At 41.9% G+C, this 15,936-nt stretch carries 12 protein-coding genes, 1 tRNA gene and 2 riboswitches; of the genes, 8 read left to right on the top strand and 5 right to left on the bottom strand.

The features are described 5' to 3' along the window. Position 1: 1 nt before the first annotated feature. Entirely contained in the window at positions 2-832 is an 831-nt protein-coding gene (gene thiD, locus DX933_RS16930) for a bifunctional hydroxymethylpyrimidine kinase/phosphomethylpyrimidine kinase (RefSeq protein ID WP_123317619.1), read from the bottom strand. Next, positions 829-1,512 carry a thiaminase II gene (gene tenA, locus DX933_RS16925; RefSeq protein ID WP_123317618.1) on the bottom strand — a complete coding sequence of 228 codons (684 nt, stop codon included), beginning with the start codon at positions 1,510-1,512 and terminating at the stop codon, positions 829-831. The genes thiD and tenA overlap by 4 nt, the downstream gene beginning before the upstream one ends. 60 nt (positions 1,513-1,572) lie before the next feature. Next, positions 1,573-1,673: riboswitch (TPP riboswitch) on the bottom strand. A gap of 124 nt (positions 1,674-1,797) precedes the next feature. Beyond that, a riboswitch (TPP riboswitch) is annotated at positions 1,798-1,907 on the bottom strand. Positions 1,908-2,549: 642 nt separating this feature from the next. Here tenA and DX933_RS16920 point away from each other — a divergent pair. Beyond that, the gene (locus DX933_RS16920) at positions 2,550-3,464 is read left to right on the top strand and encodes a phosphotransferase family protein (RefSeq protein WP_123317617.1); all 915 of its coding nucleotides are present in this window, start codon (positions 2,550-2,552) and stop codon (positions 3,462-3,464) included. 51 nt (positions 3,465-3,515) lie between these two features. Here the strand turns inward: DX933_RS16920 and DX933_RS16915 are convergent. Together DX933_RS16915 and DX933_RS16910 are read right to left on the bottom strand one after the other, a co-directional pair. Then, positions 3,516-3,588: transfer RNA gene (locus DX933_RS16915), tRNA-Ala, on the bottom strand. A gap of 92 nt (positions 3,589-3,680) precedes the next feature. After that, positions 3,681-4,709, bottom strand: coding sequence for a YeiH family protein (locus DX933_RS16910; protein ID WP_223806027.1), 1,029 nt, complete (start codon positions 4,707-4,709; stop codon positions 3,681-3,683). 128 nt (positions 4,710-4,837) lie between these two features. Between DX933_RS16910 and DX933_RS16905 the strand changes: the two genes are divergently transcribed. The 7 genes from DX933_RS16905 to DX933_RS16875 all read left to right on the top strand — a co-directional run bounded on the left by DX933_RS16905 (position 4,838) and on the right by DX933_RS16875 (position 13,837). Next, positions 4,838-5,716, top strand: coding sequence for a LysR family transcriptional regulator (locus DX933_RS16905; protein WP_123317616.1), 879 nt, complete (start codon positions 4,838-4,840; stop codon positions 5,714-5,716). A 173-nt stretch (positions 5,717-5,889) separates the two neighbouring features. Next, the gene (locus DX933_RS16900) at positions 5,890-8,055 is read left to right on the top strand and encodes a thermonuclease family protein (protein ID WP_123317615.1); all 2,166 of its coding nucleotides are present in this window, start codon (positions 5,890-5,892) and stop codon (positions 8,053-8,055) included. Positions 8,056-8,288: 233 nt separating this feature from the next. After that, positions 8,289-9,782, top strand: coding sequence for a peptide MFS transporter (locus DX933_RS16895; protein WP_123317614.1), 1,494 nt, complete (start codon positions 8,289-8,291; stop codon positions 9,780-9,782). 343 nt (positions 9,783-10,125) lie between these two features. Further along, complete coding sequence (locus DX933_RS16890; protein ID WP_123317714.1) at positions 10,126-10,404, top strand: YhdT family protein; 279 nt, start codon at positions 10,126-10,128, stop codon at positions 10,402-10,404. Beyond that, positions 10,401-11,834: a sodium/pantothenate symporter gene (panF, locus tag DX933_RS16885; protein WP_123317613.1), complete on the top strand. Its 1,434-nt coding sequence runs from the start codon at positions 10,401-10,403 to the stop codon at positions 11,832-11,834. The genes DX933_RS16890 and panF overlap by 4 nt, the downstream gene beginning before the upstream one ends. A 105-nt stretch (positions 11,835-11,939) precedes the next feature. Continuing rightward, positions 11,940-12,959: a DUF4097 family beta strand repeat-containing protein gene (locus DX933_RS16880; protein ID WP_123317612.1), complete on the top strand. Its 1,020-nt coding sequence runs from the start codon at positions 11,940-11,942 to the stop codon at positions 12,957-12,959. 155 nt (positions 12,960-13,114) lie between these two features. Next, positions 13,115-13,837 (top strand): response regulator transcription factor, encoded by a 723-nt coding sequence (locus DX933_RS16875; protein ID WP_123317611.1) that lies wholly within the window; start codon positions 13,115-13,117, stop codon positions 13,835-13,837. Between the two features lie 100 nt (positions 13,838-13,937). On the opposite strand, the gene DX933_RS16870 is transcribed toward DX933_RS16875, so the two are convergent. Continuing rightward, a complete protein-coding gene (locus DX933_RS16870) occupies positions 13,938-15,920 on the bottom strand; it encodes an acetoacetate--CoA ligase (protein ID WP_123317610.1) in 1,983 nt (660 codons plus the stop codon). Positions 15,921-15,936: the final 16 nt, after the last annotated feature.

Raw genomic sequence — 15,936 nt, 5'->3', positions numbered from 1 at the left:
ATTATTGTCTCAATTCATCGTTTGAATGAAGTGTGGGAGCCACCATTCGTGGTGCCCAATGATTGGTCGGCCCACTTCCATGTCCCAAATCAAAGGCATGCTGGATTGCCGCTGTCACATAGTTTTTTGCCTTTTCAACCGCCTTTGGTAAAGATAAACCTTTAGCAAGATAGGCAGTGATTGCTGCTGACAACGTACAGCCGGTGCCATGTGTGTTATTGGTAGCGACTCTTTTTGCGGGGTAGGTATAAATCCTATCACCATCGTATAAAAAGTCGATTGCGTCACCAGTTAAGTGGCCACCTTTGACCAATGCAGCACCCGCCCCATATTTCGTGACAATTTCAACTGCCGCTGCTTTCATATCATCTAAAGTGTGAATTTCTTGTTGGATGATGCATGCTGCTTCAGGAATATTCGGTGTGACAATCGTCGTTTCTGGTAATAAATGTGTACGCAAATATTCACGGGCATCCTCCGCAATTAATGGATCTCCACTCGTCGCAACCATGACAGGGTCCAACACAAAGGGTGCATCGAAGTTCGGAATGTACTTTAAAATAACCTGCATCATCTCGACGGTTGCAATCATACCTGTTTTGAAAGCATGTACTGGTATGTCTGATAGGACCGATTGTAGCTGATTATTAATCATGGAAAGGGGCAGGTGATGCACATCCTGTACGCCTGTTGTGTTTTGGGCAACGACAGTGGTAATCGCGGACATGCCATATACCTTGAGCTCCTGAAATGTTTTTAAATCTGCTTGAATCCCTGCGCCGCCGCTCGGATCTGTTCCAGCAATGGTTAATACGGATGGTACAAGGCTCATTTTATTTGTGCACGCTCCTTTGAAGGCCATGCCTCGCAAGTATAGGACATTTCCCAAAATCCAAGCTCTAACTGACAGCTTTTACGAAAGGCATCACGCATTTTTTCTTTTTCGGCAATTCCTGCACGGTCCGCTATTTTATTCAGTTGATGAATCATTTCAAGCTCTACAATGGATGGATTCGCATAGAAGGTAATCCACGGATAAAAAGGATGCTCCTCACTTGGCTTGTAGCGTGCTGTTAATTGCTCCCCGATTTCCAAATACGTCCATGGGCATGGTAAAAGTGCAGCAATCAACTCTCCAAGACTTCCTGTATGGGCATGGTAAAACATATGCTTCACATAATGGTCTGCCGTTGGTGGTAATGCATACCCTTGCAGTTCCTCATATCCAACACCAATATGATCACAAAAATTATGGTGTGGGTGTGATTCACTATGGAGAACAAAATTAATTTTTTCGTTAAAAAAGCCAATTTCTTCTCGGGCTGCAGATTTAGATAATGCGATTCCATATAGCTGCATGAACGCAGTTAAATAACCAAAATCAGCTTTAATATAATGCTCCAATGCTTTTTTTGGAACATCTCCCTTGCCAATGCCTGTTACAAATGGATGCTCAAAAATGAGTTCGAAAATATCATCGTTTTCTTTTCTTAATTGATCGGTGAATGTCATACAAATGCCTCCTGAAAATAGATTTTCAGAAGCCGCCTGAAGAATAAGCAGGATCATGTGAGAGGTATCTCACTGCTTTCCTACGCTGGAATTACCCAGTTCAGGTTCAAGGGACAAAGGCAACCACCTTTTCTCAGCAATAAGCGCCCCTAGCAGCTTCGAATAAATATAGAGATTGATAGATTTCAAGCAGTGGAATAAAGTCGTATGGATATCCCCCCTTTTAGGCAAAGAAAAAAACCAGATTCTACATAAGAACCTGGCCAACGCTCGAAAATAGACAGACTTCACGTCTAACTACTTTCCTACGCTGGCATGATCCAGATCAGGTTCAAGGGTCAAAATGCTAACGGCACTTCTCTCAGCCTTCATAAAAGGCTCCCCTAGTAGCTTTGCTATCCATGCTTGATTACTACCACCATAGCAGAAGAAAAGAAATTTGTCATGGTAAATTAGAAAAGGATTGTATAATCATTCTTGTCATTCGATGTGTGTTTTTGTTGTGTCTATGGGATTCTTAGGGGAAATTCGTCTTGTCAGTTGAGTGAGTTGAAAAAACCTCAAGAAACCGTGAGAAATTCACTTGGGAGAGAAAGCGAGTGAAATTTTCAGATGGGAATAGGGTAAAATTCATCTCGACTGCTGCGCGAGTGAAAAAATCCAACTGAAATCATAGAAAACTAAACGAAAGCGCCTGATCCGTCAAAAAATCCATCAGAAATCATAGAAAACTAAACGAAAGCGCCTGAACCGTCAAAAAATCCATCAGAAATCATAGAAAACTAAACGAAAGGGCTCGAACCGTCAAAAAATCCATCAGAAATCATAGAAAACTAAACGGAAGCGCCTGAACCGTCAAAAAAAACGCCAGCGGGAGCGTAATTTTAAACGGATCACCCAATTCTGTAAAAAATCCAACTGTAAGCATGGTCCTTTGGATAAGAAGGGTTTGGATTGTGGATTTTTCCCAGTTATGTCTAAATGGTTATATAAGCTGAAACAAATTTATCCATTATTTAAAGGGGTGGGAATACCCAATGATAAAAACAAATGATTATGTACATGCGATAAAGCAGCTTGTGAATCAGTTGGATCGGGAAGCGAAGATCGCCGCGATGAAGCAATTAAAGGGGAGTACTTCGTCTACACTTTATGAGGTTTCACTGGAGCAAGGTTCATGGCGAGAAATTGTCATTCGCTTTTTTGATCATGTGGAATGGTTAAGGGAAGAGCCTGACGTTCCCCAGCATGAGGTAGCGAGTTTACAGATAGCTGCAAATGCAACTATAAAAACACCCGCATATATAGCACTTTATGAAGCGGCTCCGATTGTCGGGATGCCTGCGATTGTTATGGAGAAGTTGCCGGGGGGTGTGGTTCTTGATCCGGGCGAGCGTCATCAGTGGGCGTGTCAGCTTGCGAGGGCATTATATGCCATTCATCAGCTTGATGCAGACGCATTTCCGTGGGAGTATGCGAGTTATCATACGGAAAAAGATTTAAACATTCCAGCATGGACGGACTCTCCTGAAAGCTGGAAACAAGCCATTCAAATTGTCAGGGGTAGGTGGCCGACATTTCATTCTTGCTTGATTCATCGGGATTATCATCCAGCGAATGTGCTGTGGCAAGATGGTGCAGTGAGTGGTGTGGTGGATTGGGCCAATGCATGCCGCGGTCCTGCAGCAGTTGATCTTGGTCACTGTCGGATTAATTTAGCATTGCTCCATGATGTTGAAACAGCAGATGCATTCTTACAGGCATATGAATCATTAAGCGAGGGAAAGTTCATCTATAATGCCTATTGGGATTTGGTATCTGTGTTTGATTTTCTACTTGGGCCACTCCAAGTGTATCCCGGCTGGCTGGCGTTTGGGATGACTGGATTAACGGATAAATTAATGGAGGAACGAATGGACACATATGTAAAGCACATCATCGCGAACAAATAAAGCAGACAACAAAAAAACGCTCATACGAAATATGTATAAGCGTTTTTTAAATGGAGCATACCGGGCTTGAACCGGTGACCTCTTGCCTGCCAGGCAAGCACTCTCCCAACTGAGCTAATGCCCCGCAAAGTGTTACCTGCATTATTATAAGCTCTTTTAGGAATATTTTCAAGCCGGTTTTATAAAAAGGTCCACAAATGCATGCACAAATGCATGTTAGATAATGAAGAAAGCTAGGATAGATACACATACAGATGTGATCGTCATTGCCAGTAAAGGCTTCAGCGCCCTGGAACGTAAATCTTCCAAGCTTACGTTTAATCCGAGTCCAACCATTGCAGCTGTTAGTAACCATGTTGTTATTGTGGATACAGCATCCATCGTGCTGTCTGAAACTGGAATGGAATGACCGAAAACATAACTGCCTAAAATACTTAATAGGATAAATCCTAATAGGAACCATGGAAATTGAATTTTCGTATTTCCTTCTTCTGGACTGCCTTTATGCTTTCTTTTCATTATATAAATAAAAATGAAGCATAGCGGAACAAGTAAGAATACCCGTCCTAATTTCGCTAACAAAGCGATTGCAAGTGCATCTTCCCCGGCAGGGTCTGCCGCAATGGCAACATGTGCCAGCTCATGCAGGCTGATACCTGACCAAATACCGTAATCCAATGCATCCAAAGGTAAAATGGGTCTTAAAATGGTATAGGCAATGGCGAAAATAGTCCCCATTAACGCAATGATTCCAACCCCAATTGCGGTATCATCATCCTTGGATTTAACGATGGGTGCCACTGCTGCAATAGCTGCGGCTCCACATACACCAGTACCAACACCGAGTAACAGGGAAATATTTTTATCCGCCTTGAATACTTTCGCAAGCCAAATGGTAAGTAGGATTGCAAATGTAATAATGAGTGCGTCTCGCGCAAGCAGGCCAAGACCATCGTGCAATACAACATCAATATTAAGCTTTAAACCGTATAGTATGATGGCAACTCGTAATAATCTTTTTGATGAAAAAACAATTCCTTGCTGAATGGCATAAGGGTAGCCGAAAAAATGCCGGTATGCGACTGCAATTAGAATCGAACAAGCGAGTTGTCCGACATGATCAAAGCCAGGTACCTTTGCCAATAAAAAGCCAAGCAGGGCAATGAAAAATGTAAATAATACGCCACCAATCCAGTTGGGCCATCCACTTGGTTCTTTTTCGATTACATCTGATTGATTGTTCACCGTTCAACACCTCCTAGCTTAGAATAATGGATTATTATGTATAAGTAAAATAAATATATATTATGATGATGATAAGTAAAATGATATAATAGATGCAAAAAGCATTGCTTTTACAGGAGGAGAAATTGGTGGATCAACAATTATTAGTATTTGCCACTGTTGCAGAAAAATCCAATTTTTCGCGTGCGGCAGAGGAATTGCATATGACACAACCGGCTGTCAGTCAATATATTCGTACGTTTGAACAACAAATTGGAACGCGACTCATGGAGCGTACAAATAAATATGTCAGGCTGAACAAAGCGGGTGAAATTGTTTATCATCATGCGAAAGAAATATTGGGGCTATATTCCAGGATGCAATATTTGGTGGATGATTTGATGCATAAGGCAGAAGGACGGCTTTCGATTGGTGCAAGCTATACGTTTGGTGAATATGTATTGCCTGGTATTATTGCAGCACTGGAGCAGCGATTTCCTAATATCGAAGCTACGGCAACCATTGGGAATACCGAAAAGATTGCTGGAATGCTGTCAGCACAGCAGTTGGACGTAGGGATTGTTGAAGGTGGTATCAAGGACGTTCAGCTGCAGGAAGAATATTTGGCAGATGATACGATGGTGATTACAGCACCAGTAGGGCATCCTGAGCTACCAGCAAACAACCAGGACTGTTTACATGCATTGGAGAATCAAAGGTGGATTATTAGGGAATCGGGTTCGGGAACGAGGGAAGCGACGGAAAAGCTGTTTAAGCAACTCGGTATTTCTCCAAGTAAATGTATAACTTTTAGCAGCACACAATCTATCAAAGAAGCGGTGGAAGCGGGATTAGGTATAAGCTTGCTTTCCAAATGGGCGTTAAAAAAGGAGCTATCAAGAGGAGAAATGCGGGTACTTCAAGTGCCTGGACTACCATTTAAAAGGGAATTCTCTGTATTAACCAATTCACCTTTTCGTACGAAGGCAATGGATGTGTTTTTGGAGCTGTTGCATCAGTCCTTTTAACCAATCGGGATATTTTTTAGAATAGGTCTAAATAATCGTTTTCAATCTGAAGTGAAAAACATGGGGCTAAACTCCTGACTACATGCAAATTCACCGTTGTTACCGCCATATTTCTATGCCATATTTAAAGTACCATCATCCTGTATGGGAATAAATTTAAGTGGAGGGACACGATGAAAAAATCTGCTGTTTGTAGAAGCTTGGCACATGTTATGTTGGCGCTTTCGCTCGTACTCATGAACTTTTCCGGTTTGTATGCTAATGATGTATCCGCAGAAGCGGAGCAAATTACAGCTGAGGACTTATTTATATCAGAATATATTGAGGGAAGTTCTTATAATAAGGCATTGGAAATTTATAACGGAACCGGGGAAGCAGTGGACTTAGCGGATTATCGTTTGGAGCTATACTCTAACGGAGCTGGTTCTCCAAGTCAGCATGTGGACTTGTCTGGGGAACTGGAGCATGGTGAAGTGTTTGTCATCGCTCATGGAAATGCAGCTGAGGAAATATTGGACATGGCAGATCTGATTCATTCAACGGTCGTCAATTTTAACGGTGATGATGCCGTTGCACTCGTGAAAGGAGAAGAACTTCTAGATACTTTTGGCGAAATTGGTGTTCAAGCGGATTTTGCCAAAGATGTAACGAGAGTGAGGCAATCACATGTAACGTCTCCCAATACAGCTTATGATACGGCGGAATGGCAGGACTATGCAAAAGATACCTTTGCTTATCTAGGAAATCATACCATGGACGGGGTGGATCCGGATGAACCGGAGGAGCCGGAAGAACCTGGTGAGCTGCAAAGCATTGCCGATGCAAGAGAACTTTCTGACGGTACTGCCGTTACGGTTGAAGGAGTTGTGACAGTTAGTAATGATGCGCTCCGAGTTGGCGCACAATTTACGACATATGTACAGGACGAAACAGGCGGCATCAATGTTTTTGCATATGAACAGAAAAACTTACCCGATGTTGAAAAGGGAGACAAAATAAAAGTAGCGGGAACATTGGATACCTATAATGGACTAAAGGAATTAATACCGACTTCAATTGAAGTGATAGAACAGGATCAGGAGCTTCCTGAACCGATAGAAATCAGTTTATCCGAGTTACAAGATGAAGCTACTGCAGAGTCATTGGAAGGTCAGCTGGTGCAATTGAATGGTTATATTAATAATGTACCAGATACCCCTGCTGGTGGAGGCTATAATGTCTCTATCATAGATGCGGATTTTAATGGAACCATTTTACGCGTGATGGAAAATGCTTTGGATATTTCACAGGTTCCATCAGGATATTGGTATGACGTGACAGGTATCGTTAGCCAGTACAATTCGTACCAGCTTATTCCGACTGAACAGGCTGATATTCAGACGGCTGATGAACAGCCTGACCCGCCTTCAGCAGAAGGGATTTATGAATCAACGGTAGAGCGGATAACGGATGGGGATACCATTCATTTACGTGATCCTGTATTAGGTGGTACGAAGGTACGTTTTCTGAATATGGATACTGCTGAAACGTATACAGCCCATAATAAGGACCCAGAGCGGGCAGAAATTAATGCCAACCAAAAGTATTTTGGCGATTTAGCAGCAGACTATATTGGTACATTAATAGAACCAGGCGATGAGGTGCTTGTAAAAATTGGTCAAGAGCCAACAGATGATTATGGGCGTTTGCTTGCCGAAATTATTCGCAAGGAAGACGGCATGAACATTAACCTGGAAATGGTACGTCAGGGGATGGCTGTTACCTATTTCATCGCACCATATGATGAAACGGTTTATCCGGAATATCAGGCTGCAGTTAAGGCTGCTAAAGATGCAGGACTTGGCATTTGGGATCCTGAGGAACCATTAATGGAACTGCCATTTGAATTTCGGGCGATGGATGATCAAAAAGGATTTTTGCGTTATGTTGGAAATTCAGATACGATGAAATATGTGTTACCAGATGATTGGGCAGAGGTACCAGTGGAAAAAAGGGTCTTCTTTGCTAGTGAGGAAGAGGCGGAAAGTTACGGCTATACGCGCTCAGATGGTGAAGAACCTGGTGAAGGGAATCAGCCCGAAGAAGTCGAAATCATACCTTTGCAACTTCATGTTATTGCGACGATATGGATGAGGGATTTGATTGGACTACAACAGGATGCACATGTTGTAATAAATATATCCCATAAGAAAAAAACGAGTTTATTATTGTTGACCAAACCACAAATTGATTGGCTGCGAATGAAAAATATTACCTTACGTGTTACAGATGGCACTGTCTCAAAAACATTTCACATGCGTGACATTACCAAACCAATGATGCTTATCAGCTTAGATTAACCTTCAAGAAAAAAGGTATGCCGTGAGCTGGGCTATACCTTTTTTCTTTTTTAGCGAAGTGAAGTAGTATTTTTATGAATCAATTTATGTGGGAAGCTCATTCTATTGAATAACAGTATTTTTTGTTATCGATTGAATAGCGCTCAGCGAATAGATGGGATATAATTACAACTGTGGTCTAATGGCACGAAACTGAGAATAATTCAGCGCAACAGAGAGGAAGAAATCACAACATGAGTAAATTAAGTAAGGAACAGATTGTACAAAGTGTTCCCCAACGTGGGTTCTTTGGACAACCAAAAGGATTATTTACTTTATTTTTCACGGAGTTTTGGGAACGCTTTTCCTACTATGGAATGCGTGCATTACTTCTATTCTATATGTATGATTCGATTGCAAATGGTGGATTAGCAATTGAAGATTCCACTGCACGTTCCATCATGGCAATTTATGGATCATTGGTTTATATGTCCGGTATTATCGGAGGATGGATTGCCGACAGATTGCTTGGTACACAGCGTACGGTATTTTACGGTGGTGTACTTATTATGGCAGGTCATATCGTGTTGGCATTGCCGGCAGGAGTCACGGCATTATTTATTTCCATGTTCCTCATTATTATTGGGACAGGCCTACTTAAGCCAAACGTTTCCAATGTTGTTGGTGATATGTACAGCCCGCAGGATATGCGCCGCGATTCAGGCTTCAGTATTTTCTACATGGGAATCAACATGGGGGCATTTATTGCACCATTTATCGTTGGTACCTTGGGACAAAAATATAATTATCACCTCGGTTTTGGTACCGCTGCAATAGGTATGTTCCTTGGTTTAATTGTGTTTCTTGCTACACGTAAGAAAAATCTTGGACTTGCAGGAACATATGTGCCAAACCCATTGGAAGATGGAGAGAAGAAGGTTGTCTTTACACGGTTTGCAATCGCAGGTGTCATTATTGCTGTGTTGGCCGCGATTACGATTCCGACTGGAATATTGACGATTAATCGTTTTACGTTCTTGGTTAGTATTCTTGGTATTGTCATCCCAACCCTATACTTTATTGTGATGTATAGAAGTCCAAAAACAAATGAGGATGAGAAATCTCGTTTGCTTGCTTATATCCCGTTATTTATTGCGGCAATGATGTTTTGGGCCATTCAAGAACAAGGATCAATTATTTTGGCTGAATATGCCGATAAACGTACGGCATTACACATCTTTGGCTTTAAATTAGAATCTTCTTGGTTCCAGTCACTAAATCCATTGTTCATTATTGCTCTTGCACCATTATTTGCAGGACTATGGGTGAAGTTGGGAGATAGACAGCCGACAACTACGAGAAAATTCTCGTTCGGACTCGTTTTTGCTGGTTTATCTTTCCTAGTTATGATTATCCCATCCGTATTAAACGGAACGGAAACACTTGTAAGCCCTATTTGGCTTGTGCTTAGCTTTTTCCTAGTTGTTGTCGGGGAACTATGCTTGTCTCCGGTTGGATTATCGGCAACAACCAAACTTGCACCGGCAGCGTTCTCTGCTCAAACGATGAGCCTATGGTTCCTGTCTAATGCATCTGCGCAGGCAATTAATGCACAAATTGTAAAGCTGTATACACCAGAAACTGAAATTATTTATTTTGGTGTCATCGGAGGTATCTCTATTTTACTCGGTATTTTACTATTTACCGTTGCTCCGAAAATTCAAGGATTTATGCGAGGCGTTCGCTAATAACGCAATTTCCAAAAACGTCAGTGCCTAAATGGATGCGTCTATGAAGAAATTTAATTATTTTCAGAATAAGTAAATTAGATACACAATATGCAGGCTAACATCTAAGTGTACGGATGTTAGCCTGCATCTTTTTCATAGACATGATCCTGAGTCCCGAAATCATTGAATAGAGGAATGCTCGCAATTGTTGTTTGACGAATCGAACGGTTTAAAATGTGTATCTTCACCCATATTTGCGTTATATTGTAAGTACATAATTTTCAATCATGTTTTATCTTGATCCGTAAGAAACACTTGGATATACGTAAAAAAATAAAGGAATGGTGGTTGAGAGATGGATATGCGAAATCAAATTCCTGACAAATGGAATCAAATTGCGAACCGTGAAGCGTTGATTGGTGTAGGGCTGGCCATATTTAATTTTGCTTGGTGGTATCTGTTTGCGTATGGATTAGGGAGTAAAAAACCAGAGGATTACAGTTATATTTTAGGTCTGCCTGCTTGGTTCTTTTATAGCTGTGTAGTAGGGTTTGTTGTCATGGTTGCTCTCGTTACTTTTATCGTCAAGGTATTTTTTGTCGAAATTCCATTTGATGAAGAAGGAGAGGAAGACGTATGAGTTGGCAGGTATTAGTTCCATTGCTGGTTTTTCTCTTTGCCGTTTTTGCTGTCGGTGTCTGGGCTAGTAAATATGTACAATCCTCCCATTCTTTTTTACAGGAATATTTTTTAGGTGATAGAAGTCTTGGCGGTTTTGTACTTGCGATGACGATGACGGCAACCTATGGCAGTGCAAGTAGTTTTTTGGGAGGTCCGGGTGTTGCATACAATGAAGGACTTGGTTGGGTGCTTCTAGCGATGTCGCAGGTGGTTACTGGTTACTTTGTACTGATGGTACTCGGCAAGAAGTTTGCCATTGTTACACGTCGCTATAAGGCCATTACGCTTGTCGATTATTTAAAGGAACGTTACCAATCGAAATGGGTTGTTTTATTTTCCGCTTTTAGCATTATTATCTTTCTCTTTTCTGCTATGGCAGCCCAATGGATTGGCGGAGCCCGATTGATTGAATCGATTACTGGTCTATCTTATTTATCAGCATTGTTTATTTTTGCTGCTTCCATCCTGATTTACGTGATGATTGGTGGATTCCGTGCGGTAGCATTAACAGACGCCATTCAAGGCTCGATTATGTTCATTGGGACACTTGTTTTGCTTATTGCGGTGATCGTTGCAGGTGGTGGTATTCCAGCAATTATTCAAGATTTATATAACGAAAACCCCAATTTAATTACGCCATATGGGGCAGAGGGAAATTTGACCCCTGCATATGTATCCTCGTTTTGGATTTTAGTCGGTGTTGGGGTAGTTGCACTTCCCCAAATCGCAGTTCGGGCGATGTCTTATAAAAATGCAAGATCCATGCATCGCGCCCTCATTATCGGAACAATTGTAGTCGGTTTTATCATGCTCAATATGCATTTAGTCGGTGTATTTGCAAGACCAATTTTACCGGGGATTGAGATTGGCGATAAGGTAATGCCGCTTGTTGCATTGGAAGTGATGCCGCCATGGCTTGCAGGGATTGTGTTAGCTGCTCCAATGGCTGCGATTATGTCAACCGTAGATTCATTGCTTATTTTAGTTGGCTCGGCCATTGTGAAAGATGTGTACATTAATTACATGCATCCGAAGGCTTCAAATCAGCTGATTAAGCGGGTAAGTATTGCTGTTACGGGTGTGCTTGGTGTCATTGTATTTCTGTTAGCGTTGAATCCACCTGATTTGATTATTTGGCTAAATCTTTTTGCTTTTGGTGGATTGGAGGCCGCCTTTATCTGGCCGATTGTGCTTGGGTTATATTGGAAGAACGGCAATAAATATGGTGCCATTGCCTCCATGGTTACGGGGGTTGCGTTGTATATTTTCTTTGATACCTTCTATCCTGAGCCACTTGGAATGCATTCCATTGTGTTTCCGGTTATTTGTTCCTTTTTTGCATATGTCATTATCAGCTTGTTTACGAAGAAAAAACTGCAGCAGGTTTAAGATTTCCGTCTCGGGGCGGAGGAACCATCCAACGTCAGCTCGTTGTTGTGTTGGGATTCGCTTGTTAAAATGAAACAAACGCAGCAATAAAAAGGGGGGACAGACTTGAAACAATCAAATCAGCAAGGGAATGAGACGATTATATTGGAACGCAGTCTTTCCGAATCACGTAAAGGCTTCTTTGTTTTGACAGGGCGGATAGCTTCTGATTCCATTCCACACATATCTGTGAGCACAACATTTGTCGATGTGAAAATTACGATTCATAATCATCCATGGATGGATATTCGAATGACATCATTTTCAGGCGGACCAGAGCTATCGGCAACAAGACACGGTGATAGGGTAGAGTTGAATGTGGAAACACCTTCAAAGCGGTCTGTTTTTCAACATAAGAAAGAAGCGCAATGCCAATTGGAATTGACTGTTCCACCAGATATTTCGGAGCATTGGGAAATAGCGTGTGGATCAGGTAAGGTTATCTGTCGTGATTTACTTGCTCATACTATAACGTGTAAAGGTGGCTCTGGTGATTATTACTGTGATGCATTACGTGTTCAGCATTTACACGCGGCGGTGCAGTCAGGGAGTATGCAATTAAAGCATATATATGGCGCTATAACCGGGAAGGTTAGTTCTGGTGATGTGAATGTAGTAGCGTATCGGGGAGACCATCTGTACTTAAAAGCAACATCTGGAGAAATCTATATCGAAGATGCCATTGCAGAAAAAAGTGTTTTGGAGGTAACCTCTGGTGACATTGAAGTGAAAGGGCTCACGGTAGATAATGCTGTTCTGGCAATTACTTCCGGAGATGCACGCATATCAGATTTCTCAGGAAGTCTACATGGTAGCGCAACCTCTGGTGACCTTCGAATCGTTTCCAAAGGCGATGCAGCGCTTAATCTTGAGGTTGGCTCTGGTGATCTAACTGTTGCCTTAGACCGTGATACAGCGGATGCTACGATAGAAGTATCCAAAAGATCCGGACAGTTGATTACGAACTTACCGTTGAAGATCACTGCTAATAATAGTCACCATATACATGGTATTGTAGGCGAAGGGAAAAACCCTGTTCAGCTCCGAACTGGTTCTGGTGATATCGTACTAAATTGGAAAAGGTAGCAGTTGTTTTAGCAATTGCTGCCTTTTGCTAACAGGAAAAATTTGCCTTAGCCTGTTGTATCCCCTATAATGAAGATGACTTTATATGAGACGGAATCTTCTAACAACTAGGCCCTTACATCGATGTAAAACCTATTAGTGGATGGAGGGAGCGCATGGCGAAGGAAGATATTTTACTGATAGAAGACGAGGAAGGGATTCGCGGCCTCGTCCAATTGTATTTGGAGAAAAAAGGGTATACGGTTTTTGTAGCAGAAGACGGAGAACAGGGCTTGGAGCTTTTACAACGCAAGCAGCCGAAGCTTGTGCTATTGGATATTGAAATGCCTGGAATGGACGGCTTTGAGGTTTGCAAACGAATCAGACAGGTGTTGAATATCCCAATTATATTCATAAGCTGTCGGCGCGATGTGATGGACAAAGTGAAGTGCTTTGAGCTTGGTGGGGATGATTATATTACCAAACCATTTGATTTTGCAGAACTAGAGGCACGAATTACTGCCCATTTACGTCGTTACAGACAAAGTGAAACCCAGTCGAATCATATAGAACCGATGAATTTATTGAAATTTAAAGGACTAACGATTGATTTGGACAGTTATAGTTGTTATGTACATGGGAAACCGTGTAATTTATCTACGAAGGAGCTACAGCTTTTAATTTTATTAGCACAACGACCGAAGCATGTTTGGAGCGCTGAGCAGCTGTATGATCAAATTTGGGGCTATCATTCCACGGGAGATGTGCAAACCGTTAAAGTGCATATTAGCAATCTGCGAAGAAAGCTGGAGAAGAAGCAATTAAATCCGCAATACATCCAAACCGTTCGCGGCTTCGGGTATATATTTAACCCAATCGAGGAAAAAGAAGAAATGTGAAGCAACCAGCGACAAGCAGCATTTAGAGACACTCACAATCGATCATAGCAAAAACAGACCAGAAATCCATTCAGGATGCTGGTCTGTTTGTTTAGATACATTATAAATTTTCCTTCTGAAAGTTGATGAAATATTCAAGTGACGATGGATTTTTCAAGGAACCGATATTGACGACCTGATCAGCGTCTTGCCCCATTAATATTTTTTTAATTGGAATTTCAAGCTTTTTGCCGTTTAAGGTTTGTGGCAGCTCAGGAACCGCGTGTATTGCTGTCGGCACGTGCCTTGGCGAACATTGGGTACGAATATGTGAACGAATGGCTTGCTTTACCGTTTCATCCAGGGCATATCCGTCTTTCATCACGACAAAAAGTAGTACAGCGGAATCACCATCTGCTTTTGGAATATCGACAATTAAACTGTCCGCAATTTTCTTTACTTGATCGACAGCGCGATAAATTTCACTTGTGCCGATTCGAATACCGCCACGATTAATGGTGGCATCTGATCTTCCGTAAATAATACAGGTGCCGCGTCCTGTTATTTTTATATAATCTCCGTGACGCCAAGTGCCGGGATACATATCGAAATAGCTGTCATGCATGCGACTGCCATCGCTATCATTCCAAAAATATATCGGCATTGCCGGGAATGGTTTCGTCATGACAAGCTCTCCAACTGTGTCCAGCTTTGCTTCTCCCTTGGGCGAATAGCTTTCAATTTTAGCACCGAGCCCTCTACACTGCAGCTCGCCAGCATGAACTGGCAGGGTGGGAGCACCTAAAATAAATGCCGTACAAACATCTGTCCCTCCGCTAACAGAAGCGATCCATAAATCTTGCTTGACGTGATCATAGCACCATTGAAATCCTTCAGGTGGCAGGGGAGAGCCAGTGGAACTAATACATGTCAAATGACTTAAGTCATAATGCTTTCCCGGATCCATGTTTTCATCTTTCATGCAGGCAGTGATAAAGCTGGCACTTGTACCAAATACAGACATTTTTGTTTCCTCTGCCAGTTCCCACAACCGGTTCATGTTGGGGTAGGCTGGATTACCATCATATAGAATAATGGTACTGCCTACTAGTAAACCGCCAACAAGGAAATTCCACATCATCCAGCCAGTTGTAGTGAACCAAAAAAATCGGTCACCCGCTTTTAAATCGACATGGAAGGTTACAGTTTTGAGATGTTCTAGTAAGATTCCTCCTTGGCTATGGACGATTGGTTTTGGAATACCAGTCGTTCCAGAGGAAAATAGTACCCATAACGGGTCGTTAAAATCTACATCCGTATAGGAAAGTGACAGCTCATGATCATATGTAATTGCTTCTTCCCAATGGATGACTTGTTTGAGATGGGAAAAATCGGCCTCTGCATGTAAATAAGGTATTGCAATTGTAGCTTCTAAACTGGGAAGCTGGGATTGGATTTTTTCAACGACATCCATTCGATCAAAAGCTTTTCCACCATAACGATAACCATCGACGGTAATCATGACCTTAGGTTCAATCTGTTTAAAGCGATCAATAACACTTTGTGTGCCAAAGTCCGGTGAAGCACTGGACCAAATAGCCCCGAGGCTCGCAGTGGCAAGAAAAGCAACAATGGTTTCATATATATTTGCTGTATAGGCAGCAACGCGGTCACCTTTTTTGACCTGTAGCTTTTTTAAGGTATGTTGTAATGCGGCAGTATCCTGGTATAATTCCTTCCACGTTGTTTCACGCAACCCGCGCACTTCAGATGTGTGCATGATGGCAATGTCATCTGGCTTCCGGTTACGAAAAATATGTGCTGTGTAATTCACACTTGCTTCTGTGAACCACCTAGCTCCTGGCATATTATGACTCGTTAATATTTGTTGATAAGGTGTTTGGGATTGGATATCAAAATATTCCCATTGTGATTGCCAAAAGTCTTCTATATGCGTCACAGACCATTGCCAAAGTTCTTGGTAGTTGGCTGGCTCCAATGTGCCTCGTTGTTTCAGCCATCTCATATAAGCCATCAAATTGGTTTGTTTGATCCATTTTTCATCTGGTTCCCATAATAAGGTTCCTTCTTTTATTTTTGTCACACTCATCCCCCCGCTA

Source organism: Ornithinibacillus gellani (genome assembly GCF_003730295.1).
Taxonomy (GTDB): domain Bacteria; phylum Bacillota; class Bacilli; order Bacillales; family Amphibacillaceae; genus Ornithinibacillus_A; species Ornithinibacillus_A gellani.
Note: the sequence above shows the minus strand (reverse complement) of the source record. Positions and strands in the feature narration are given on the sequence as shown.